Genomic DNA, 23940 nt, shown 5'->3' with positions numbered 1-23940 from the left:
TTACAGCGGGTCACTTTTTGAAGAGCGCAAAAAGTAACCAAAAACGCTTCGCCCCAACACTCGGCACCTCGCCTAGGCTCGGTGTGCCCTCACTCCGGCTTGAATCCGTGGGCCGCCGCGATGGGCCATCCATGGCCCAGCGCGGCTAACCCGGCGTCCTGCCGGGTTACCCACGGATTCAAGCCTGCGTTCGGCCAGCGTGTTTGACGGGGCGCCTAAGATCAAGATCACAATCAAAAGCGCAGATCAAAAGACCGCTGACTTCGTCAGCGAAAAGGATGTAAGGGCCAGAGCAAAAGCAGAGCAAAAGCAGGACAGCAGGCTAGGACCTATCTGCCTGATCTATGGAGATCAAACTGTGGGAGGGGGCTTGCTCCCGATGGCAGTGGAACAGTCACAGCTGCATCAACTGACACACCCTCATCGGGAGCAAGCCCCCTCCCACAGTTGGACGGAGTTCGGCTTAAGAATCCGGTCGCCGTAAGGGCGAAAGCATAAGCCGCCGTTATCGCAGCAACGGATATGTGCTCAGCCAGCATCCTGACTCGGAGATATCGAAGTCAGGGCCTGTAGCATCGCCACAATGCCCCTCCCACAATTGAATCTACGCTCAGAGGTATTTGAGCCACGCCAGATCCCGTCGACGCGCCTTCAGCCCGGCAAACCAGCGCACTGGCACGTAAAGCACCAGCGGCAGCAACAGAGCCGCCAGCCATATGGCACCGATGCTATCGAACCCGAAGTAGTTGCCATGGTTGAGGCCGAACGCCGCCACACACGCTAAATACAGCACTTTCAGCACGTACAGGTGCAGCAGGTAAAAGAACATCGGCGCTGCACCAAACACGGCCAATACTCCGATCCAACGTTTATGCCCCGCGCGCTCAAACGCCAACAGCAACAACAGTCCAATCCCCAAGGTCAACGCCAGGAACAACAACGAAGGCGGGTACTTGGTCACGTTGAAAAAGCTCATCACCGTTTGCACGCCGCTCTCGTACGTCTGCCAAGGCTTCTCGCCGTAGCTGTTGACCGCACGCAACATCACAAACCCCATCAACGAACCCGCACCGGCCAGCAACAGTTGGCGCTGGCGCGCTGCAGGCACGGTGGCATTGGCGAACCACGGACCGATGCTGTAGCCCAGTGCAATCACACCGATCCACGGCAACACCGGATAGGTAGTGCGCAAGCGCAGGTCGGCGGACACGTCGATCCAACTGCGTTCATGCAGGATTGCCCACAGATTCCGCAGCGCCGAACCTGGAGCAAAGTGCACGCCATCCAGCAGGTTGTGCCCGCCGATGATCACCAGCGCCACGATGATCAGCAGCGGGCGCGGCAGCCACACGAGGGCGGCGAGGGCGATCATGCTGATGCCAATCGCCCAGATTACTTGCATGTAGATCACGCTCGGTGGGAGCTGGAAGGTCCAGGCAAAGTTGACCAGGGTGAATTCCAGCACCACCAGGAACAACCCGCGCTTGAACAGGAACGCCGACACATCGCGGCGGCCCTGGTATTTCTGGCCGTACAAAAACGCGGATAACCCCGTGAGCAAGACAAACACCGGCGCACACAGGTGGGCGAGGGTGCGGCTGATAAACAGCGCAGGTTCGGTGTTGTCGATGCTCATCGGGTCGCCGACCTGACGGTGCAGCAGGAAGGTTTCGCGAACGTGGTCGAGCAGCATGAACAGGATCACCAGGCCGCGCAGGGCGTCGATGGAGAGCAGGCGTTGACGGAGGGGAACAGCATCGGTCATGGGTGTGGTCGCAGGGCTGGGTGGAAAGTGGATGTTATCCTATAACATTAAATTGCACATTGCTGAGGTCCGTCGCCCAGACTAGAATGCGATCAATTCTTAATTACTCCGTGGCCTTGATGCCGGTGACTCGCATGTCGTCCCCCCTCAACCTGCCTATTCAGGCGCTGTACTGCGAACACCACGGATGGTTGTACCGCTGGCTCGACCGCAAACTGGGCAATGCCAGCGATGCGGCCGACCTGGCTCACGACACCTTCGTGCGGTTGCTGAGTCGCCAGAGCTGCGCCGGTTTTGGCAGCGAGCCACGGGCGTTGCTCACTCATATTGCTAAGGGCCTGATGATCGACAGTTGGCGTCGTCAGGAGGTCGAACGCGCCTACCTGGAAACCATCGCCCACTTGCCCGAGCAGCAAGTGCCATCGCCGGAAACCCGCTGGCTGATTCTCGAAGCGCTGTACCGTATCGAAGCCATGCTGCGCGACTTGCCCGAGATAACCCGCCAGGCGTTCCTGATGTCGCAGCTCGATGGCCTGACGTACCAGCAGATTGCCGATGAGTTGAAGGTGTCGCTGGTGTCGGTCAAACGCTATATGCGCGATGCTTTCCTCGCCTGCCTGAGCGTGGCATGAAACCGTCGATTGACCCGCTGATCCTGGGCGAAGCCGCCGACTGGATGGTGCAGTTGCAGTCCGGCAGCGCGACTGACGAAGACCACCGCGCCATCGCCCAATGGCAAGGCCGCAGCGCCCAGCACGCGCAGGCCTGGCAGCGTGCGCAGGCGATTCTGGGGGACTTCAACAGCGTGCCGAGTGCGATTGCCGGCGACACCCTCAAGCGTATCGGCCGCAAAAAATCCCTTGGCCGGCGCCAGGCATTGGGGTTGTTGCTGCTGGCAGGTCCGGCGACGTGGCTGGCCTTGCAGCAAAAGCCCTGGGAGTCGTGGGCGGCCGACCAGCGCACCGCCATCGGCGAGCAACGCACTTTGACCTTGCCTGACGGTACGCGCCTGCTGATCAACACCGCCAGCTCGTTGAATATCGGCTTCACCGATCAGGTACGGCGCATTGAACTGCTGCAAGGCGAAGTGATGATCACCACCGCCAAGGACCCTGCACCAAGCCATCGTCCGTTTATCGTACAAACCCGCCACGGCACCGCCCGTGCGCTGGGCACGCACTTCAGCGTGCGTGTCGGTGAGCACATTAGCCGCGTGGCCGTGATCGAAGGCGCGGTGGAGATGCTGCCTACCCACGCCGAGCGTGGGTTGATCCTCAAGGCCGGTGAGCAGAGCGCATTTGGCAACGACAGCGTGGCGGCGGTTGGGCCGCTGGATGTCAGCGCCATGACCTGGGAGAACGGCATGCTGCTGGCCCAGCATATGCGCCTGGCGGATTTGCTCGACGAACTGGGGCGCTACCGTGCCGGCGTGTTGCGTTGCCACCCCGGCGTGGCGGGGTTGACCGTTTCCGGCGCATTCCCCCTGCGTGATACCGATGCCAGCCTGCGCCTGTTGCAGGAAACCCTGCCGGTGACCGTCAGCCGCTTGACCGGCTACTGGGTCACCGTCGAGCCGCGTTGAAATTTCTTTCAGATTCGCTGATACCTTTTTCGTTGTCGTCCGGTGTAGGGGAGAACCCTCAACGTTGCACCGCGCCGACAGGAACGCCCATGAACGCCAGACTGCACCTCTTTTGCCCCCGTCCCCTCAAGGCGCTGAGCCTGGCTGTTGCGCTTGCCACTCTCGCACCGCTGCACAGCGCCATGGCAGCAGAGACAGTCGCGGGCGCCGCGCGCAGCTATGCCCTCGCGCCGGGGCCCTTGGGCAATGTGTTGGCGCAGTTCGCGGCGTTATCCGGTGTGCCGCTGTCGTTTGATTCCGCGCTGCTCAATGACCAACAGAGTCCGGGCCTGCAAGGCAGCTACACTGCGCAATCGGGTTTCATGCAACTGCTCCAGGGCAGCGGCTACACCGTGCAAAGCACCGGCAGCGGCGGTTACACCGTGGTGCCCGAGGCCACTGGCGACGTGCTGCAACTGGGCGCCACCACCATCAGCGCCGAAACGAGTGGGGCAGAGGTGGACACCTATGGCGGTGGCCAGGTAGCGCGTTCGGCGCGCCTGGGGGTGTTGGGCAATCGCTCGATCAATGACGTGCCGTTCAGCGTGGTCAGCTACACCTCCAAAACCATCGCCGACCAGCAGGCGCGCACCGTGGGTGACGTGTTGCTCAACGACGCGTCGGTGCGCCAGTCCTCCGGGTTCGGTAACTTCTCCCAAGTGTTTACCATCCGCGGCCTGCCACTGAACACCGATGACATTGCTTTCAACGGCCTCTATGGCGTGCTGCCCCGGCAGATCGTCACCACCGAGGCCCTGGAGCGTGTGGAGTTGTTCAAAGGCCCCAACGCCTTCGTCAACGGCGTATCGCCGGCGGGCAGCGGGATTGGCGGCAGCGTCAACCTGGTGCCCAAGCGCGCCGAAGACACCGCGACCCGCAGCATCAGCCTCGACACCACCACCGACGGCCAGGCCGGTGGGCACCTCGACCTGGGCCAGCGCTTTGGCGAAGACAACCGTTTCGGTGCGCGGGTCAACCTGGCCAAACACGGCGGTGACACGGCCATCGAGGATGAATTCAAAAGCTCACAACTGATCGCCATCGCCCTGGATTACCGTGGCGAGCGCCTGCGCATGTCGACCGATTTCGGCTACCAGAAAGAGCGCATCAACAGCGGCCGCTCGGTGGTCTACCCCACAGGTACCCAAGTGCCGAAGGCGCCATCGGCGAAGCATAACTACGCCCAGGATTGGAGCTGGTCGGAGTTGGAAGACACCTACGGCATGTTCAATGCCGAGTACGACCTCAATGACAACTGGACGGCTTACGTGGGCGGCGGCGCCAAGCACACGCGGGAGAATGGTCAGTATTCGTCGTTGTATGTGGGCAACAACGGTGCCGGGCAAGTGGGCTTTTTGTATTCGCCCCATGATGAGGACAACAAGAGTGCCATGGCCGGTTTGAACGGGCACTTCAGCACTGGGCCGGTGACCCATCAGATGAACGTCGGTCTGTCGGGAGTCTGGGGCGAACAGCGTTCGGCGTTTGAAGCGATCCTTCGGGGCAATCGCAAGCCCGGCGATCTGTACAACCCGACCCAGATAGCGCGCCCGACCGTCACCTATTTCGGCAGCGATGTGCACGACCCACGCATCGTTGGCAAAAACCGCATCAAGAGTGCTGCGGTGTCCGACACCTTTGGCTTTATCGACGATCGCGTATTGCTGACGTTGGGCGTGCGCCGCCAGACCATCGAAGTGGACGCCTGGAACACCACCACCGGCGTGCGCAGTGCCAACTATGCCGAGTCGATCACCACGCCGGTTTATGGCCTGGTGGTCAAGCCTTGGGAGCATGTGGCGTTCTACGCCAACCGTATCGAAGGCTTGGCCCAAGGTCCGACGGCGCCGCTGACCAACGTCACCAACCCCGGCGAAGTCTTTGCGCCCAACCGCAGCAAACAGACCGAAGCCGGGGTCAAGTTCGATTGGGACAGCTATGGCGCTACCCTCGGTGTCTACCGCATCGAACAGCCGAACAGTGCGACCAACACCAACGCCAATGGCACCAATACCTTCAGCGTCGACGGTCAGCAGATCAACAAAGGTGTGGAACTCAACGTCTTCGGCGAACCCCTCGACGGCCTGCGCGTGCTGGCCGGTGCGACCTGGATGAACACCGAGTTGAAGAACACCGCCAACGGCCTCACCGACGGCAACCGCGCCGCCGGTGTGCCGCGTTTTCAGTTCAACGTGGGCGCCGATTGGGACATTCCGGGCATCCAGGGCGCTGCGGTTAACGCACGGCTGCTGCGCACCGGCGGCGAGTACGTCAACGCTGACAACACACTCAGCATTCCGGCCTGGACCCGTGTTGACCTCGGTGCGCGTTATGGCTTCAAGGCCGACGACAAGTTCATCACCTTGCGCGCCAACGTCGAGAATATCGCGAACAAGGCGTACTGGGCGTCGGCGTCGACCGCCAATAACTACCTGACCCAGGGCGAGCCACGGACGGTGAAGCTATCGGCAACGGTGGACTTCTAAAGGGTAAACACGGTCCACTGTCGAGCGTGTTGGGGGGGCGCCAGACGCCAGGCGCCCACCCAAAACCGATCTATAAAGGACGTGTAGGCACCCACCGGCAGCCCTACACGGGCGAGGTCGATATTCAGGCGTTTTAAGCAGTATTCCCGCCAGGAATGCCCCCATAAAAACCCTGCATTGTCTTTATCCGCGCACATCTCGTAGCGTGAGGGCTCATTCAAGGAGATTGCCCATGAGCCAGAGCCCGTTGCGCCTTTACGTTGATTCGCTGTTCACCAGCCCCTACGCGATGTCGGTGTTCGTCACCCTGCGGGAAAAGGGCCTGGCCTTCGACCTGGTTACCCTGGACCTGGATGCCGCGCAAAACCAGACCGCCGATTTCGCCCGGCTGTCTGTGACCCAACGGGTGCCAACCCTGGTGGAAGGTGACTTTGCGTTGTCGGAATCTTCGGCGATCACCGAGTATCTGGAAGAGGCCTACCCTGGGACAGCGGTGTACCCCGCCGATCCAAAGCAGCGGGCGAGGGCGCGGCAGGTACAGGCGTGGTTGCGCAGTGATTTGCTGCCAATTCGTCAGGAGCGTTCCACGCTGGTGGTGTTCTACGGCCAGCAGATGCCGCCGTTGTCACCCGTGGCCGAAGCGGCCGCCAAGCGGTTGATCACTGGGGCGCAGGCGTTGTTGGCGGGTAACCCGACGAACCTGTTCGGTGAGTGGTCGATTGCTGATGTGGATCTGGCGATCATGCTCAACCGCCTGATCCTCAACGGCGACCGCGTACCGGCTGAGTTGGTGGCGTATGCCCAGCGTCAGTGGCAGCGGCCGTCGGTGCAGGAATGGGTCAATCAGCAACGTCCTGCGCTGTAGCGTTTGCGGTGATGTGTTCCACACGCCGATCCAGGTCTTCCCAATCGGCCATGCCCAGCACCCGCGTGGTGTTCAAGCCGCGCAGGTAACCGCGCAGTTGTTGGGCGCTGGCACAGACTTGGTCGGTGTCGGCGTTGATGTCCTGCAGCACGGTTTCATAGTCGACCAGGTAATCGGCGACCCGCTCGCGAAATTCCGGCAAGACGGCTTCACGGATGCGGTCGAAGGTTTTCTGGTGGGGCTTCATGGCGGCTCCTTATCGGTTTTATCGCAACACTATCGCTTCAGATAATAGTCACCATCACGCAACGCAAGTTCTGTTTTCGCACGGAAAGCGCAAAATCCCTTCATCGAGACGCTGTTCAAGGAAATGCGCGATGAGGACGATTATTCAGCTTGGTCTAATGATTCTGATGCTGGGTACGGTGGCAGTGAGCAGCGCGGCCATCGCCGGCGAACTGCGTACAGGCCATTTGCTACCCATCGCCGGTAGCGTAAACTCCCTGCAGCACACGCAGTCAGTAGGTGTGTTGTTGAGCGACAATACTCGCGACAACCTCAGCTATCTGGAACGCTACCACGATATGGCCTTGAATGGCGCCAAGGATGCCCTCGACGGGCGTATACGCCAGGCGTTCGTCAACAGCTCCGACCCGGAGTTGGCCATTGATTGGTTGATGAGTTCGCTGCAGGGCGCCTTTTTGTCGGTGACCGTCTACGACAACCTGGATGCCTTGGTGCAGGCTCATCCCGATGTAGTGGTGATGCTCGATACCCATAATCAACTGCTCACCCAGCGTAACGATCAGGTCGAGGCGCGCTTTATTGCGCGGTTCTATGACGCCGACCTGCAATACATCGCCAAGGCCGAAGGCTCGGTGCACAAACAGGTGCCGTCGGTGTGGGTCCGTGACAAGGACGCGCCGGAAATTGCCGCGCAGATCGAGCAGCAGCGGGATGTGCAGTTGGATGCTTTGAAGCAGTTTGATGCGTCGCTCAAGGCGCTGGTACGTGCCGGTTGATGTGAACGTTTATATTCAATATCAGGATTTTTTCATGCGCTCTTTTTTTGTACCGGCTACGGCTCTGTTGATGGCCGGCTGTGTCTCTGCCCCAAACACTCCAACCTTGACCCTGCAAACCAGCAAAGGCACTGACGCCTATTTCCAATGCGTCTTGCCCAAGCTGGAAAAACACGGGATTACGTCGACCGTGACCCAGAACTCGCGCCACGCCCGCGCGGTGTTGACCAGCAAGATTGCGGCCGACGATGTGCTGGAAGCGTACAAGGCTGGAGAGGGCGCCAAGGTGTTCCTGTATGAGCGCAAGCCGCTGGCGTCGGCGTTAACGCCGTCGCGACTGGAGTTGGCGGCGCAGGAATGTAAGTAGCACACACATCCAATGTGGGAGGGCGCTTTCTGTGGTGAGCAGGCTTGCCCTGCGCTGGTCTGCGAAGCAGCCCCTCCCCACAGGTTGATGTGTACTCGACCTAGGCTTTGGCTTCGTTGCTGAAACTGTTGACGGTCTTGACCAGCCCTTGAGCCGCCAACTCCACCAATTCACCGCCTTTCTCCACCGTCGCCAGCGCCGGGTCCGAGCCCATGCGTCCATCGGGGAAGCGTGCACGGAAGTCCAGGGCTTCGCGGATCGGACCAATGTTGGCGATCTGCGGCGAATAGTCGGCCGACTTGATCGAGTCCGGATACGCCCACTGCGTCACCGCGATCTCTGACGGCGTGGCATGACTGCCGTGGCCTACCGGGAATTGGCGGTGGGCCAGGTCACTGACGCCTTCCAGGTCCCACCAGTTCACCAGCTTCAGGGCGAAGCCGGCGGGTCGACGGGCAAAACTGGCTTCGGCGTACAGCTCGGAAAACGCCGCCTCGATGGTTGCGATATTCCCGCCATGGCCGTTGAGGAACAGGATCTTGTCGAAACCATGCCCGGCCAGCGAACGCACCCAATCGCCAATCGCGGCGATAAAGGTGGAAGGGCGCAAGGAAATGGTGCCGGGGAAACCCAGGTGATGCTGGGCCATACCGATATTGAAGGTCGGCCCGATCAGGATGTCGGCGTTTTTTTGCGCCTCAACGGCGATGATTTCCGGACACATCCAGTCGGTGCCCAGCAGACCGGTCGGGCCGTGCTGCTCGTTGGAGCCGATGGGGATCACCACCGTGCGACTGCGCTCCAGAAACTGCCCGATCTCGATCCAGGTCGATTGGTGTAGAAGCATTGAACGCTCTCTTTTATCTGTGGGGACAGGCTAACCGCCACGGATTGTACGACTACTTGCCACCTGTTGGGGTTTGCAATTGAGGTACGTCGAGGACTTCAACCAGCGCTGGTCGGGGTACCACGAAAACATAAACTGCCCGTCCTTGAGTTTATCCACCACCTGGCGCGCCACCTGCGGGCGCACCGCCGGGCAACCCTGGCTGCGGCCGATACGGCCTTCGCGCTTGCTCCACAGCGGGCTTACGTAGTCGGCGGCGTGAATCACGATGGCGCGATCACGGGCCTGGTCATTGAACCCCGGCTCCAAGCCATCCATGCGCAGCGAGTAACCGTGGGTGCCCAGGTAACTTTCCTGGGTGCGGAACAGGCCCAGGCTGGATTGATGGCTACCTTCGGTGTTGGAGAACTGGGTGGCGAAGTTCTCCCCGGACTTTGCGCCGTGGGCCACCAGATCGCGCAGCACCAGGGTTTTCTTGCGCAGGTCGAAGATCCACAGCCGACGGGCGGTCGACGGCTGAGAATAGTCAATCACGGCCAGGCGCTCGGAGCGTTCCTCGCCATTGCTGACTGCGCACTGCATCGCGCTCAGGGCACTTTTCAGCACAGTGGGATTGAGTTCTGGAGCCGAGCGCGCCAGGCTGCTATACAAGGAAGGAGGGTTGCCATTGGCGGCGAGCGCAGAATTGCTCAATACAGCCAAACTCAAGGCGATCCCCAGGCGATACATAAAAGTCAGCATCTACAGTACATCTCCCCCACTGTGGATTGGAGCCAAGCCATTGTTCAAAAAACACGCATGTTACTTGAGCATTTGCCTGCTCGTTGCACCATTGGTCGCCACAGCGGATGCGCTGCCGGTGGAACCGCTGCCGGTCACGACCCCCGCGCCGGTGGACCTGGCCCCGTTGCAACAAGCCCTGGCGCAGTTGCCCAGTGTTTGCCCAGGCCTGGCGCCGCAGATCGACGCGCCAGCCCTTGCGCGCCTGCAAGCGTTCTATCAGCAGCAAGGCGATGCACCGTTATGGTCGGACGAGACGCGCCGCCAAGCACTCCAAACGCAATTGCTGATGCTCGCCGACGATGGCCTGGATCCCACCCACTATAGTCTGCCCGCGCCGCACGCCACGCAAAACGTACTGTGCAGCGATATCGACAGCAGCCAACACTACCTGCAAGCCCTCCAGGACTTGCACTTCGGCCGGCTGCAGCAATCGCGCTTCGAACCGCTGTGGCATTCCCAGCCTCCCACCCGCGATCCCAACACCGACGTGCTGGCCTTTGCCGCCATCGGCTTGAATGACATGGCGCAAGCGTTCGACCAGGCCCGCCCCAGCGCAGATTTGTACCGCAGCCTGCGCAATGCCTATTCCACGGTGCGCCAGCAGCCATTGCCCCATTGGGAGGCGGTTGGCAGCGGCCCGTTGTTGCGTCCCGGCATGGAAGACCCACGCGTTCCGGAACTGGCGCGCCGGCTCTACAGCGGTGGTTATCTGCCCAGCGAACCGAAGGGCGTCGGCAAGCAATACCGTCCTGAGTTAGTCACGGCGGTGAAGGCTTTCCAGGTCAGCCACTCCTTGCAATCGGACGGTGTGATCGGCGCCGGCACCGTGGCCGAACTCAACATCAGCCCGGCCATGCGCCGCGAGCAACTGCGCATCAACCTTGAACGCTTCCGCTGGCTGGCCCAGGACCTGGAGCCCGAAGGCGTGCTGGTCAACGTCGCCGCCGCGCAATTGAGCGTGTACCAGAGCGGCATCCCGGTGTGGCAAACCCGCCTGCAAGTGGGCCGCGCCGAACGCCAGACGCCGCTGCTCAAATCCCGCATTACCCGGCTGACGCTCAACCCCACCTGGACAATCCCGCCGACCATCATGCGCGAGGATAAACTCCCGGCCATCCGCCTGAACCCTGAATACCTGCGCCAGCAAAACCTGCAAGTGCTCGACGCCGAAGGCCACCCGCTGGCGCCCGAGCAGATCGACTGGGCGCGCCCCGGCAATATCCTGCTGCGCCAGGAAGCTGGGCCGCGCAACCCGTTGGGCAAGATCGTGATGCGCTTTCCCAACCCGTATTCGGTATACCTGCACGACACCCCGAGCCAGCCGCTGTTCACCAAAGGCCCTCGCGCATTCAGCTCCGGTTGCGTGCGGGTGGAACAACCGTTGTTGCTGCGCGATCTGCTGGTCAGCCCGGCCGAACGGGCGCGCACCGATGAACTGCTGGCCACTGGCGTGACCCATGAATTCAGGCTGTCCACACCGGTGCCAGTGTTGCTCGGTTACTGGACGGTTGAAGTCGACCGCCAGGGTGGGTTGGTCTACGCGCCGGATATTTACGCGCGGGACCTGGTGTTGATGAAGGCGATGGGCAGCGTGCTCTAGACCCCGCTCAGTGCTCTTTCTGTGGTGAGCGGGCTTGTCCCGCGCTGGGCTGCGCAGCAGCCTCAAAACCTGCCACAACCCCAGCGTTTTGTGCCGTTTCAGGGGACCAGGTGCGATCAAACAGTGGCGCCAGCGCCACCTGATGACTGATGCCAATCACTGTGCATTCAGGCAATTGCTCACGCACCAGCACCAATAGGGCATGCGCACTGGCCTCGTCGAGCTGATTGGTCGCTTCATCCAGGTACAACGTGTCCGGCGCATACAGCAGCGCGCGCGCCAGACCGATGCGCTGTTGTTCACCGCCCGACAGTTCCCGCGCCCATTCACGTTGTTCGTCCAGGCGATTTACCAACCCTGGCAACCCCACCTGTAGCAGCACGGCAACCAAGCGCACGCCACTCGGCACTTCAACCGCAGGGTAAGCCAGCAACTGACGCAGCGGCATGCTCGGCAGATAAGGCTTCTGCGGCAGCAAAAGGCTGCGCCCTGGCGGCAATTGCCAGCCGCCCCGGCAATACGGCCAGATGCCCTGCAAGGTGCGCAGCAACGTGGATTTGCCGATACCACTGCGGCCGGCAATCAACAGCCACTCCCCCTGAGCCACTTGTACTGACACATCGCCCAGCAGCAGGCCCGCGTCAGGGCGCAGTACATCCAGGCCGCTGACGCACAGGCAGTCGCCAATCACCGGTGCCTGGGCCTGGCAGCGGCTGGCGGCGATGGCGTGTTCAAACTGCCCCAGCCGTTCCACCGCCGAACTCCAGCGCATCAACTTCGGGTACAGCTTGATAAACCAACTGAGGGAGCCTTGCACCGCGCCAAACGCGCTGCGGATCTGCATCAACCCGCCTAACGTGATGGTCTTGGCCAGAAACGCGGGCAGGGCGGCAAACACCGGAATGATCAGGCTGACCCGTTCATAGCTGACGGTAAACAGGCTGAGGTTACGCTCGCGGCCCATCAGTTGCCGCCAGTTGTGCGCAATCGCCTGGAAACGCTCAGCCAGGTGCGCGCGCTCCACCGCCTCGCCCCGGTACAGGGCGATCTGTTCGGCGTGTTCACGCTTGCGCAGCAGGCTGGCACGAAAGTCAGCTTCATAGTGCTGGCGGTCCACGTTCAGGCGGTGCAGCGGACGGCCGACCCAGTGGGTGATCAAGCTGCCGGCCAGGGTGTAAAGCACCACAATCCACACCAGGTAGCCCGACAGTGTGATGCTGTATTCGCCGACGCTGAACGTCTGCACCCCCGACAGTTGCCAGAGAATGCTCATGAAAGCACCGACCTGGGCCATGTTGATGATGAACGAAGCCACCAACTCCACACTCAGGTCGGCAACGATATCCACGTCCTCGCTGATGCGCTGGTCGGGGTTGTCCGGCTCGCCGTTCAGGCCCAGGCGGTAGAAGGCCTGGTCAGCGAGCCAGGCATGGGTGAACTGCTCGGTCATGGCCTGGCGCCAACGCAGCACCAAGGCTTTGCGCACCCAGTCCAGGGCGACGACGATCAGCACATAGGCGCCGAGGTAAATCACGTAGCGGCCCATCAGCGCGTACAGCGCAGGCGTGTCGAATGCGCCGAGGGTGTCGTAGAAGCTTTTGCTCCAGGCGTTGATCAAGACATTGATCTGTACGATCAACAGGCCCATGCCGATGATGCTGACCAGCATCAGCCAGCCCAGCCACTGCGAGCCCTGGCGCCAGAACGGCGCGGCCAGGCGGTAGAACGTACGCAGGCTCTTCAAGGGGCATCCACCTTTGGCAGGACGCGCAGCAGCACTTGGTTATTCGCCGGGAACAACTGGCTGGCCAAGGGTTTGAGCAATTCCAGGCGCAGGCCGTCCGGCAAACGGGTCTGGCGGCTCAGGTAGCGCGGGTCTTGCCATTGGCGTTCGCTGAGCAACAGGCGGCGCCATTGGGTGGTGGGATCGAGCAAGCGCTTTCGCTCCTGACGGCGCAGTTCCATGCGTTCGTCAGTGACCCATTTCGCATCCACCGAACGGCCTAACTGCGCCAGAGTCTGCTGGGCCAGCGCCCACAGTTCGTCGGCGCGTTGGGGGTCGCAGGTGAAGCTCAACTGGCTTTCGATGCGCTGGGTGTCGGGGTTCAGTTCGCTGTCGAAGCGCAGGCGGTAGACGCCGGACGCCTCGCCACGCAGGCGTTGCTTGAGCTGCTGGTTGGCCAGTTCACGCAGGGCTGCGACACGGGCCGCCGCTTCGGGCGTCCATGGCTGTTCGCTGAAGCTGTTGGCTTCGAGTACCACGCGAGGTTCCAGGGCTACGGCGATGTCGGCGCGGCGTTGACCGGGTTTTTGCAGGGCAGGGCTGCTGGGTTGGGCAACGCCGCGCGGGATATTGGCCAGTTGCTCGACCACGGCTTTTGCCAGGTGCGCCGGATCCATGTCCGCCATCAGGTAGTAGGTGACCGGGGCCTGCTTGAGCTGCTGCCAGTCCTCATTCAGGGTGCTTGATTGCAATGCCTCCAAGGCGTGTTGATCCGGGGCTTGCCAGGTGTCGACGCCGTAGCGCAGTTCACGTCGGGCGGCGGCGATGGCGTCGGGTCGGGTGCTCACGCGGGTCAGCAGATCATCGCGAGCAGCGCTGAACAGTTCGTCATCGATCGGCGCGCCCACCTGGCTCTGGCGATAGCTTTGCAGCAGTGTGGTCAGGGCGACAATCGAGGCGTTTGAGCGGGCGCTTAATTGCAGGCGCGTAGCACTTTGTTCAAGGCTCAAGGTTGCCTTGTGCTGTTTACGCCACGCCTCCAATCCTGGCGCGCCACTCTGGTTGCCCAGTTGCGCCGCCATTTGCAGGCGCCAGGCGGGTACGTCGCGGCGCTCGTAACCGGCGGACGATTCGGCTTGCAGTCGCCATTGGCCGTCTTCGGCATTGCGGCGCAGCCAGACCAGGCGATCACCGTTGCTCAGTTGCCAGTGCTCGACCTGTTCAGCGGTAAAGCTGCGTTTGCCCAGCACCGAACCGGGTGCACCAGCCGATGGCAGTGTGAAGGTGGCAGCAGGCGGTGCCACCGGCGGGGCCGACTGCGGCGCTGCCAGTGATGAGTGGGCAATGGACGCGCGCAACTGTTGCACATCGTCCACCGTCGGCAGGCGCACCACACGGTTGCCCGGCGCGGTGAATTGCAGCACTTGGTCGGGGCTGTTCAGCCAACGGTTCAGGCGGGCATTGAGGGCTGCGAGGTCGATGGTGTCCAGCGCGTTAAGCGTGCGCTGGGCGATCTGATGCGGCGCGACGACGGGGCGGTTCTGCACGGCGGCATCGTTGAGCGAGGTCACCCATTGCTCGAAGGTGCGCGACTCATCCTTGGCCAGCATGGCGTCTGCCAATAAGCGGATTTTGCTCCGTTCCCGGTCCAGATCCTGCGCAGTCAACCCGTGTTGGCGCACACGCTCCAACTCGGTCAGCAGCTGCCTCAGGGCATCGTCATGATGAGCACCGTCAACACCGGCCGCGACGCCCAGTACGCTGGAATACTCGCCGATCAAGGTCTTCTGCGCCGTAAGGCTGCGCACGCCGGTTTGCAGGGGTTGGCGGCGTAACTGGGTCAACAGCGCCGACAGGGCCATGCGGTCGACCAAACGCTCGCGGCTGGCCTCGGCCGTGATGCCACGGCTGTCCGGTTCGTGCAGGCGAAACAGCAGGGACACTTGGTTGCTGCCGGTTTGCGGGTCTTGCAGGCGGAAGATTTTGAGCTGGTTATCGAGAGGCAGTTCGCGGTGTTCACGTTCCGGTAGTGCCTTGGCGGCCGGGGCGCCGAAGGCCTGTTGGATCTGCTGCGTCAACTGCTGTGGCTCGAAGTCGCCGACCACCGACAACACCATGTTATTGGGTACGTACCAACGCTGTTGAAAGCGCTGCAAGGCACCGAGCGACGCTTCGCGGATCGCCGTTTCATTGCCGATGGTGCGGTGTTGTGGGTAACGCGAACCCACCCGTTGAGTGGCCGCGCGTTGGTCATTCATGCGTTGGGCCACGCCAAGGCCGCCGCGCCATTCTTCGATGACGATGGGGCGTTCGCGCTCAAGGTCTGCGGCGTTGTAATCACCCGCGAACACCAGTTGCGCAAGCTTTTCCAAGGCTATCGGTGTTTGCGTGGTACCGGCCATGGGGCTGAGCAGGTACTGGGTGCGGTCATAGCTGGTCATGGCGTTGTAGTTGCGGCCCTGCACCCAACCCAACGCGGTCATCTGCGCACGCAGGTCGCTGGCTTGGCCCGCGCGGCTGCGGAAGGTCAGGTGTTCGAGCATATGGGCCACGCCCACCTGGTCGTCGTCTTCATCCACCGAGCCGGCGCGCACGGTCAGGCGCAGGTCCAGGCGGCCGGTTTGGGTGCTGTCCTGCACCAAGCGGTATTCCAAGCCATTGGCCAGTTGGCCGCGCACCACCTGGGGCGCCCACGGCAGCGGTTCTTGGGTGACGGGCGATGCGCAGGCGCACAGCAGCAGTGGGCCGAGCAGGCCTGCAAGTAACTTATTCATCAAGGGTTCCAGGCTAATCAGGTGGCTGGTTAGAAGCGGTAGCCGACTTCGAGCCAATATTGGCGGCCGACTTCATAGGTGACGGTCGAGCTGCCACTGCCGACGATCTCGTTGACGTGGTCGGTGACGTTGGTGATGTCCACCGCGGCGAACAGCGCCTGCTCCTTGCCCGTGGGGATTTCCCAACTGATGCGCATGTCCCACGTGGGGGCGGCCTTGACAGTCGCGGCGTCGTACACCGCCAGGTCATCGCCGTCGACGGTCACGGTTTTACTGGTGCTGACGATCTGTTCGTAGGGGCCGCGATAGCGCAGGAAGTTACTGACGGTGAGGTTCCACTGCGGGATCTCGGTGATGGTGGTCAGGCGGGCTGTCCAGGGGCGATTGAAGTCGCTGGCAGGCAGGTCGCTATAGGCCATGCGCTTGCCGTCGTAGATCACGTCAGCATCGGCGAATTCATCGGCGTCGATACCTGACTCGTAAGTGCCGTAGGCGTCTTTGGTGCGTGACCAGTCAAAGGCTGCTTGCACGCTGGTGCGGGTGCCTTGCCAATTGAATTCCCCTTTGGGGGTGATGGTCAGGCTGATGTTATCGCTCTCGCTGGAAGCTTGGTTGGTGTAGGTGTAGTAGATGCTGTCATAGCCGGCTTGTGCTCCCAGGCCCAGCACGCGAGAGGAGGCCTTGACGATTTTGTCCTTGCCTTCGCGGTGCACGTACTTGAGGCGAAAGTCGGTGTCGAGCCAAACCTGATCAAGCCCCAGGGTCCATTCGTCATCGTAGGGCACCTTGAGGTCGGTCAGCTTGTTCAGGTTTTCCACTTGAGTGGAACGCCACGCGCCGTCTTGGGTGGTGCGGGTGTAGAGCGTGTTAAAACCCTGGCGACCGTCGGCCAGGCGGTATTTGAAGAGGTTGCGGCCGTAGTAGCGGTTGACGCCGAATACCAGCACGGTACTGCGGTCACCGAAGAAGTCGTAGTCACCGGCAAAACGTGGGGCCAGGTTCTGTTGTTGCATGTAGTCGTCGCCTTCCAGGCGTAACCCCGGACGCAGGCCGAGCTTGCCGATCTGCATCGCGTCTTCGACGAACACTGCGTATTTGTTTTCCGTCAGGTCGATCTTGCCGGCGCCGTACTCCAGGCGCGTACCCGCCCACTGGCGGGTGGACCCGTTGAGCAGCGTACCGATGGAACACAGGTTGTCGTTGTTGGCGCAGGTGGCAATGCTGTCGCGCTTGTTGATGGTGGCGGAGGTGGCCATTTTTTCCCGCTCCCAGGTCGCTTGGGTGCGGGTCAGTTGCAGACCGGTGACCACTTTGTGTTCGGTGCCCGCCCAGTTGAAGGCCTGCCAGTCAGCCTTGAGTTTGTAGTCGATGCTGCTCTGGGTCTGGTCCAGGTTGCCATAGGCACCCTCGCCACTACGGGAGTTGGTAGTTTCCGGGCGACCCCAGTCTTTGGTCGTGGAGTAGAACCAGGCGATCGCGTCATTGGATTCGGAGCGGCGCGAGCTGTTGAGGTCGCTGACCGCCAGCGTGTGCGACCAGCGCGCCGTGTCGCCTTCCCATACGGCTTTGACCGAGCCCTGCCAGCCGCCGTTGATGTTGGTGAAATCAGCGTTGCGGTAGTTTTCGCGGAAATAGGTGTTTTCCTGGGGCGCCTGGATAAATGAACCGTCGAGGCTGAGCCTGTCGTTGACGTTCCAGTAGGACTTGACCATGTAGTTGTCGAGTTGACGCGTCTGGTCCCGAGTGTTCTCGCCGGTGGGGCTGTTGTAGCCCCCGGTGTAGGTGTTCAACGGAATGACCGAGCGCTTTTGCGAGAAGCTCAGGATGCCGCCGAAGTCTTCGGTCAGGTGGCCTTCGAGTCTGCCGCGCAGCGTCGTCTTCTCGAACTCGGGCTGGTATTGCTCGTTGGATGCGTTGTCGAAGTTAGCTTGGTCTTTTTCGGTGATGTGGTAACTCGTCCACGCCGACCGGCTCATGGAATAGGAGAATTTACCGTGCAGCGCCTGCGTGGGCCGACGGGTGATAGCGTCGACTACACCACCGTTGAATCCCCCATATTCGGCGGGCACGTTGCTGTCGTAGACCGTCACTTCCTGCAGCAGGTCGGCGTCCAGGGCGATGCCGTGGGAGCGACTCGGTGCTGCATCGAACTGACGGGTTTCGCCGTAGCCGTGGGCGCCGGGGTCGAGGTCGTTGTTGATCGAGATACCGTCGATCATGAAGTTGTTCTGGTAGAACTTGGCACCGTTGATGCTGATGTCCGCCGGGTCGATTTCTCCGGGGGTCTTGGAACTCTGCTGCGCACCGCTGAACTGCACGCTGGGGTGCATTTGCAGCAGCGTGGTGATGTCGCCATTGGCGCCGGGGAAGGCCTGGATCGCCTTTTGATCAATAACGGTGGCGCCCTGGAACGAGTTTTCCTGGGTGAAACCCAGCACCACCGTGCTGTCCAGCATTAAGGGTTCACCGGCAGCGGCATTGGGCAGGCGATGGAATACCAGCGCGCCATCCTGATAGCCCCAGCCGATGCCGGTCCCTTGTAACAGGTAAGCGAGGGCAGCGTCGTTGCTCATGTCGCCATTCACACCGGGGGAACTCACGCCCTTGAGCAGCTGCGGGTCAACGCTCACTTGCTTGCCGCTCTGTAGGCCGAAGGCGATCAAGGCGCCGGCCAGCGGCTGCGGCGGGATGTTGAACACGTGGCCCGAGGCGGGCGCATCGGGTTGCGCCAGGGCCAGCGGCAGCGGGCCAAATGCGCAGCAAAGCCCGAGCACGCTGGCGGCAGCACCTTTTTTCAGGCGCAGCGGCCACGTGCCCGGCGTACCGAACGGGTGAAGGGTGTGTGTCATGCAAAGATCCCCGCGCCGGCACAAAAAACCGGCCAGTCAATGAATACGAATAAATCTCAATTGCTGCGCGCGGGACAGAAGACGGGACAGCGCGGGGGATTTTCAGAAAAAAGCTGAATTATTTTTAAATGCCGGGAAATTACTTGCTCAACACCAGCAGCCACGGGCTGTAGGCGCTGACTTTTGCGCCGTAGGGTTGCAGCACGGCCTGCAGCGCCGCCTTGGGTTTGCGCAGGTCGTAAACCCCCGTGACCCGCTGCGCACCCAGTTGCTTATCGCGCAGCACAATGATGGCGGGTGTATAGCGGCGCAGTTGTTCCAGTACCTCGTTGATCGGCAGGTCATCGGCAATCAACTGGCCCTGACGCCAGGAAGCAGCCTGGCTGGGGGAAAAACTGCCGAGTTCGGCGCGCCCGGCGCGCAAGGTGAGGCGTTGCCCCGGCACCAGGCTGGCGAGGGTGCGGCGGGCTTGCGCATCGGTGACATTGACCGAGCCTTGTTGCACGGCGACGCTCGGATCATCCGGCGTGGCATTGACGTTGAACGCGGTGCCGGTCACGGTCACGCGCAATGTCGTGGTCAATACATGAAAGGGTTTGCTCTTGTCCGGCGTCACCTTGAAAAACGCCTGGCCGGTCAGCAATCGCACATCGCGGTGATTGTCGGCGATGTCGACGGCAATCGCCGAATGGCTGTCGAGTTGCACCACGCTGCCGTCACTGAGGGTGATGTCGCGGGTTTCCCCAGCGCCGGTGCGGTAATCGGCTTGCCAGCGCAGCAGCAGGCTCGGCGCCAACGCCACCACCAGACACGCCGCGATGGCAGCGGCGACCCAGCGTCGAACCCGGCGCGGGCGGGCGGTGTAACGCTGCAGTGGCGCTGCGGGCTGTGGCCAATGTTCTGCGCTGACCGGCGCTACATGCCCAGTCAACTGCCATACGCGTTCAGCCTTGCGATAGGCCTTGGCATTGGCCTCGCTGGCTGCGCACCAATCGGCCACTTGCCCACGCAGGTCCGCATCCAGCGGGGCCTGTTGCACGCGCATCAGCCAGTCCAGGGCCTGGTCGCGGCGGGCGTTGGCGCTATCCTCGGTGGGCATGAATGGCGTATCTCCGCAGGCAAAAAACGGCGGGCAGGATCCCATGGATTCGCCCTTCACCGCAAAAGACGCATCAGCAGAGTTTTTTTTCAGAAAAGTGTCGGTGCGCTCAGTCATCGTCCACCTCCAGGCAGTCCATGCAGTGGCGCAGCGCGTCGTGAACCAGTTGATGCACCAATGCAGTCGACACCCCCAAAGCGGCGGCTACCTGTTGCAACGTGAACCCGCCCAGCCGATGCATTTCAAAAGCGCGGCGGGTTCGCTCGGGCAATTGGGCCAAGGCGCGGGAGATGGCTTCCAGTTCATTCTGGCTGCTCACTTCACGCTCAGGGGAGGCGCTGCTGGAGGGCAAGTCGTTGAGCAATTCGTCGCCACCGGGCTGCACCCGCTCGGTGGCGGTGCGGCGCGTCAGGTCCAGGGCAAGGTTGCGCACGATGCGGTACAGGTAGCTGGCCGGGTGGCGGATATCGGCCTGCTCATCCTGGCCGCTGAAACGCAACCAGGCTTCCTGCACCACGTCCTCGGCGCGCGCGCGGCAGCCCACGATGGGCGTGGCATAGTCCAGCAGCGCGGCCCGGTGGGTCAGGTAAAGCTGGAGTTTTTCATCCGCCAAGAGAGTCAGCTGCCTGCGCGCGACTGTGCCGCGTGGCACAGACTGGGAAGTGAGAGGGCGCGGAGTTTAGCGGTGGTTGATAATGGTTATCAACAACTTGATCGCTTTTGTTGCGCGGCAATCAACGGCGCAAGTGCTTGAGGAGCTTTTCAACAGCCTGTGCCGCATCGATCTGGGCGGTGTCGACCGTCAATGGCGCGTCATCCCAAGGTTCGTATTCATGAACCAAGACCGACTGCCAGCTCGGCGCAATTAGCCCTGGAATATCGCTCTCACGGCTTTCGACGCGGCGTTGGTGCTCGCGTGTATCAGAGCAAACGATTTGGATATCGACCAACGCCACCCCCGCCTTTGCGGCAGTTGCTCGCCACGCCGCGCGGCTTTCCTGCACCGGGTTCACGCAGTCGGCGACCACCGTATGCCTCAACTGCAAGTTGCTCAAGCCCAGAGCGTTCGCCACGCCATAGCCGCTGGCGCCCGGCACCACAGCTGCATCGCGAAGCGCTTGCTCGATGACATCGATGCGCAGGTAAACCGCATTGAACCGGCGTGCCAGTTCGCGGGCAATCGTGGTCTTGCCGGTGCCGGGCAAGCCGCTGAAGACGATAAGCATGGTTCGGTCCTTCGATAGGTCACAGGGGCGGGTTCAGGGTATCCTCCACTTCCTCCACAGGTCGACCCCAGGACACTCCATGCCCTTGCAGTTCGTAAAAATGCACGCCCATGGCGATGACTTCATCATCGTCGACCGCCGTGGCCTGGACGACCCGATCACCCCACAGATCGCCCGCCGCCTGGGTAATCGCCACACTGGCATCGGCTTCAATCAACTGGCCGTGGTGCTTGATTGCGAAGATGCCGTCGCGCGTATCAAGTTCTGGAACCCCAACGGCACAGCGCTGCAAACCTGCGGGAGCGCCACCCGAGGCGTGGCCGACCGTTTGATGCATGAAATCGGCGGCGATTCGGTTGTGCTGCGCACTGACCGTGGCCTGCTGACCTGCGTGCGCGAGTCGGGGCGGCGGGTGTCGGTGAACATGGGCGAGCCGTCGTTGGACTGGGCATCAGTGCCGCTGGCCGAGGCCATGGATACGGGCACCTTGCCGATCGACGGCAGCCCGGCGGCGTGCAGCATGGGCAATCCCCATTGCACGTTTTTTGTCGACGACATCAACGCCATCGATGTGGCGGCAATAGGCCCGGCGTTGGAACTTCATCCGATGTTCCCGGCCAGGACCAATGTGCATTTTGTGCAGGTGCTGGACCGTGGGCATATCCGCCTGCGCATCTGGGAGCGTGGCGGTGGCGTGCCGTTGGGTTCCGGTTCGTGCTGTTGCGGGGCGGTGGTCAATGGCATCCGGCGCGGCTTGCTGGATGCCACGGTGCAGGTGCAGTGCGATGGCGGCACGGTCACCGTGCACTGGGCGGGTGAGGGCGGCGTGGTGTTGACCGGCAGTGTCGAGCCGATCATGCAGGGCAGTGTCTATCTGTCCTGAAACTTCACCGTAAACGTGGTGCCGGCGTTGGCGCAGGAACTCACCGCCACATCGCCGCCATGCACTTTGGCCAGCTCGCGCACGATATACAGCCCCAGGCCCACACTGCGTACGTCACTGCCCTGGTCGGTGCCGCGGGTCATGGGCTCGAACAGCCCGGTTAGCAAGGCTTCGGGAATCGCCGGGCCGTGGTTGTGCACAGCGACTTCACACGCGCCATCACCCAGGTTCGAGGTGATGGTGATGGGCAGCAGCGGATCGCCATAAGCCACGCTGTTGGCCACCAGATTACCGATGATCTGCTGCACACGGTCTGCGTCCAGACACGCGCCGCCACTGCCTTTGGCCTGATGCTCCAACGTCGCTTTGGGGAATGCCACACGCAGCTCGTCCACCGTGCGATGAATCACGTCATGCAGGTCCAGCGGCGCCGCCTTGATGCTGATGCCCTGGCCGACCCGGGCCTGGGTGAAGTCCAACAGGTCGGCAATCATGCGTTGGGCGCGTTCGGATGATTGGCCGATATGCCCAAGTAGCTGGCGTTCTTTGGCGGTGCGCTCGCCACGGTTGAGAAAGTCCGACGCCATGCGGATCGCCGTAAGGGGGTTTTTCAGGTCATGGCTGACAATCGCAACCATCTGCTCGGCAAACAGTGCGCGGCGCTGGGCAATGGCGTAGGCCTCGCTCAGTTCGGCCTGTGCCTGGTGCAGCGCCAGTTCGGTAGCGGTCTTTTCCTGCAGTAGCGCTTCGGCCAGGTTGCGGGCGTTGAGCAACTCGCGCTCGTACTTGTCCCGGTCGGTGGTGCCGAACAACGCCAGGTCGTGCACTACAGCGCCGGCCTGTTCGCGTTTGTTGCCGTTGAGCAGCACGGTCACCTTGTGCCCGTCGTGGTGCAGCATGTCCAACTTCACTTCGGTGACGCTGCCGTGCATGCGCAGCATCGGCGCCAGGTGGGTCTGGTGGAAGATCCGCCCGCCTATGGTCAGCAGGTCCTGGAAGCGATGGCCGCACAACTCGGCATTGCTGAACCCCAACCAATCACTGAAGCGCGCGTTGGCTTGCAGGATCGTGCCGTCTTCCGAGGTGACGGCCAGGGCGCAGGCGGCGCTGTCGAACAGCTCAGTGGGCACGGGAAACCGCCCAAGGCGCGAGGAATGTGTCCATGGCCGCCGCGCAGGCTTGCGGCGCGCTCATGTGGGGGCAGTGGCCGACGTTAGCCACCAGGCAATAGGTGCTGTTGGGCAACACGCGGTGCAGGTATTCGCCCACGGCCACGGGGGCAATCAGGTCGTCGCTCGATTGCAGGATCAACACCGGGGTGGTCAGGCCGATCACGTCCTGGCGGTTGTCGGACATGAAGGTGACGCGCGCGAATTGCTTGGCGATGTCCGGTTCGGTGCGGCAGAAACTGTCGGTCAGTTCGTCACTCAGCGCTGGTTGCCCAGGCGCGCCCATGATCACCGGAGCCATGGCGCTGGACCAACCGAGGTAGTTGCTGTCGAGGGTGTCGAGCAGGTCGTCGATATCACTGCGCTTGAAGCCGCCTACGTAGTCATCGATATCGATATAGCGCGGTGAGGGACCGATCATCACATGGGCAGCGACACGGCCGGGGCTCAGGCGATCGGCGAGGGTGCCGATCATCGCGCTGACCGAGTGCCCCACCAGAATCACCGGGCCTTCGGCATAGGCGTCGATGATCTCGTTGAGGTCGCGGGCGTAGCCTTCCAGCACGTTGTATTTGGTCTTGTCGAAGGCGCTCAGGTCAGACAGACCCGCGCCCACCAAGTCATACATCACCACGCGAAAGCGGTCTTCAAACTGCGGTGCCAAGTATTTCCACATGGCCTGGTTGCAGCCGAATCCATGGGAAAACACCAGGGTCGAAGCCCCACGGCCCATCACAGTAACGTTGTTGCGGTGGCGTAGGTCCATGTGGGTCCCGAAATTATGGCGTATTGCTATATACGCGGCAGTTTAGATAGTCATCGGCGTGGGGTCACGCGTTATAGCGCTGATAAGGTAAAGTC

At 61.9% G+C, this 23940-nt stretch carries 20 protein-coding genes; 8 read left to right on the top strand and 12 right to left on the bottom strand.

Translation table 11 applies throughout. The features are described 5' to 3' along the window. Positions 1-610: 610 nt before the first annotated feature. Positions 611-1765 (bottom strand): DUF1624 domain-containing protein, encoded by a 1155-nt coding sequence (locus LRO94_RS16760; protein WP_179178820.1) that lies wholly within the window; start codon positions 1763-1765, stop codon positions 611-613. A 134-nt stretch (positions 1766-1899) separates the two neighbouring features. Between LRO94_RS16760 and LRO94_RS16755 the strand changes: the two genes are divergently transcribed. From LRO94_RS16755 to yfcF, 4 genes are all read left to right on the top strand, one after another. After that, positions 1900-2397 (top strand): sigma-70 family RNA polymerase sigma factor, encoded by a 498-nt coding sequence (locus LRO94_RS16755; protein ID WP_179178821.1) that lies wholly within the window; start codon positions 1900-1902, stop codon positions 2395-2397. Then, on the top strand, positions 2394-3347 hold the full coding sequence (locus LRO94_RS16750; protein WP_179178822.1) for a FecR domain-containing protein: 954 nt from the start codon (positions 2394-2396) through the stop codon (positions 3345-3347). The genes LRO94_RS16755 and LRO94_RS16750 overlap by 4 nt, the downstream gene beginning before the upstream one ends. 89 nt (positions 3348-3436) lie before the next feature. Continuing rightward, positions 3437-5872 (top strand): TonB-dependent receptor, encoded by a 2436-nt coding sequence (locus LRO94_RS16745; RefSeq protein WP_233896827.1) that lies wholly within the window; start codon positions 3437-3439, stop codon positions 5870-5872. 232 nt (positions 5873-6104) lie between these two features. Beyond that, positions 6105-6737 carry a glutathione transferase gene (gene yfcF, locus LRO94_RS16740; protein WP_179178823.1) on the top strand — a complete coding sequence of 211 codons (633 nt, stop codon included), beginning with the start codon at positions 6105-6107 and terminating at the stop codon, positions 6735-6737. Here the strand turns inward: yfcF and LRO94_RS16735 are convergent. Further along, entirely contained in the window at positions 6712-6984 is a 273-nt protein-coding gene (locus LRO94_RS16735) for a hypothetical protein (RefSeq protein WP_179178824.1), read from the bottom strand. The genes yfcF and LRO94_RS16735 overlap by 26 nt on opposite strands. A 130-nt stretch (positions 6985-7114) precedes the next feature. Between LRO94_RS16735 and LRO94_RS16730 the strand changes: the two genes are divergently transcribed. Together LRO94_RS16730 and LRO94_RS16725 are read left to right on the top strand one after the other, a co-directional pair. After that, the gene (locus LRO94_RS16730; protein ID WP_179178825.1) at positions 7115-7759 is read left to right on the top strand and encodes an ATPase; all 645 of its coding nucleotides are present in this window, start codon (positions 7115-7117) and stop codon (positions 7757-7759) included. Between the two features lie 34 nt (positions 7760-7793). After that, the gene (locus LRO94_RS16725; RefSeq protein WP_032890002.1) at positions 7794-8126 is read left to right on the top strand and encodes a lipoprotein; all 333 of its coding nucleotides are present in this window, start codon (positions 7794-7796) and stop codon (positions 8124-8126) included. A gap of 100 nt (positions 8127-8226) precedes the next feature. Here LRO94_RS16725 and LRO94_RS16720 read toward each other — a convergent pair whose 3' ends face one another. Both LRO94_RS16720 and LRO94_RS16715 read right to left on the bottom strand, forming a co-directional pair. Next, positions 8227-8973 carry a creatininase family protein gene (locus LRO94_RS16720; RefSeq protein ID WP_233896825.1) on the bottom strand — a complete coding sequence of 249 codons (747 nt, stop codon included), beginning with the start codon at positions 8971-8973 and terminating at the stop codon, positions 8227-8229. A gap of 30 nt (positions 8974-9003) precedes the next feature. Then, positions 9004-9714: a murein L,D-transpeptidase catalytic domain family protein gene (locus tag LRO94_RS16715; RefSeq protein ID WP_032889480.1), complete on the bottom strand. Its 711-nt coding sequence runs from the start codon at positions 9712-9714 to the stop codon at positions 9004-9006. Positions 9715-9754: 40 nt separating this feature from the next. Here LRO94_RS16715 and LRO94_RS16710 point away from each other — a divergent pair, with 40 nt between their 5' ends. Further along, complete coding sequence (locus tag LRO94_RS16710) at positions 9755-11356, top strand: L,D-transpeptidase family protein (protein WP_099602232.1); 1602 nt, start codon at positions 9755-9757, stop codon at positions 11354-11356. 7 nt (positions 11357-11363) lie between these two features. Here the strand turns inward: LRO94_RS16710 and LRO94_RS16705 are convergent, their stop codons facing one another. From LRO94_RS16705 to LRO94_RS16680, 6 genes are all read right to left on the bottom strand, one after another. Then, positions 11364-13100 (bottom strand): ABC transporter ATP-binding protein/permease, encoded by a 1737-nt coding sequence (locus LRO94_RS16705; protein ID WP_122764145.1) that lies wholly within the window; start codon positions 13098-13100, stop codon positions 11364-11366. Next, positions 13097-15853: a M16 family metallopeptidase gene (locus tag LRO94_RS16700; RefSeq protein ID WP_179178826.1), complete on the bottom strand. Its 2757-nt coding sequence runs from the start codon at positions 15851-15853 to the stop codon at positions 13097-13099. The genes LRO94_RS16705 and LRO94_RS16700 overlap by 4 nt, the downstream gene beginning before the upstream one ends. Before the next feature lie 29 nt (positions 15854-15882). Beyond that, positions 15883-18702 (bottom strand): TonB-dependent receptor, encoded by a 2820-nt coding sequence (locus LRO94_RS16695; protein ID WP_099602235.1) that lies wholly within the window; start codon positions 18700-18702, stop codon positions 15883-15885. Positions 18703-18841: 139 nt separating this feature from the next. Then, entirely contained in the window at positions 18842-19801 is a 960-nt protein-coding gene (locus tag LRO94_RS16690) for a FecR family protein (protein WP_032889996.1), read from the bottom strand. A 109-nt stretch (positions 19802-19910) separates the two neighbouring features. Further along, a complete protein-coding gene (locus LRO94_RS16685) occupies positions 19911-20414 on the bottom strand; it encodes a sigma-70 family RNA polymerase sigma factor (protein WP_032889474.1) in 504 nt (167 codons plus the stop codon). Between the two features lie 121 nt (positions 20415-20535). Then, positions 20536-21027, bottom strand: coding sequence for an AAA family ATPase (locus tag LRO94_RS16680; RefSeq protein WP_179178827.1), 492 nt, complete (start codon positions 21025-21027; stop codon positions 20536-20538). Between the two features lie 79 nt (positions 21028-21106). Here LRO94_RS16680 and dapF point away from each other — a divergent pair, with 79 nt between their 5' ends. Continuing rightward, positions 21107-21910: a diaminopimelate epimerase gene (gene dapF / locus LRO94_RS16675; RefSeq protein WP_122752809.1), complete on the top strand. Its 804-nt coding sequence runs from the start codon at positions 21107-21109 to the stop codon at positions 21908-21910. Here dapF and LRO94_RS16670 read toward each other — a convergent pair. Continuing rightward, positions 21898-23040, bottom strand: a complete 1143-nt coding sequence (locus LRO94_RS16670; protein WP_095184496.1) for a PAS domain-containing sensor histidine kinase — start codon at positions 23038-23040, stop codon at positions 21898-21900. The two genes, dapF and LRO94_RS16670, sit on opposite strands and share 13 nt — an antisense overlap. Then, positions 23030-23845 (bottom strand): alpha/beta fold hydrolase, encoded by an 816-nt coding sequence (locus LRO94_RS16665; RefSeq protein WP_099602237.1) that lies wholly within the window; start codon positions 23843-23845, stop codon positions 23030-23032. The genes LRO94_RS16670 and LRO94_RS16665 overlap by 11 nt, the downstream gene beginning before the upstream one ends. Positions 23846-23940 lie beyond the last annotated feature (95 nt).

Origin of the sequence: Pseudomonas sivasensis, from assembly GCF_021391435.1 — a bacterium.
GTDB lineage: Bacteria > Pseudomonadota > Gammaproteobacteria > Pseudomonadales > Pseudomonadaceae > Aquipseudomonas > Aquipseudomonas sivasensis.
This window is presented reverse-complemented; position numbering and strand designations above follow the sequence as displayed.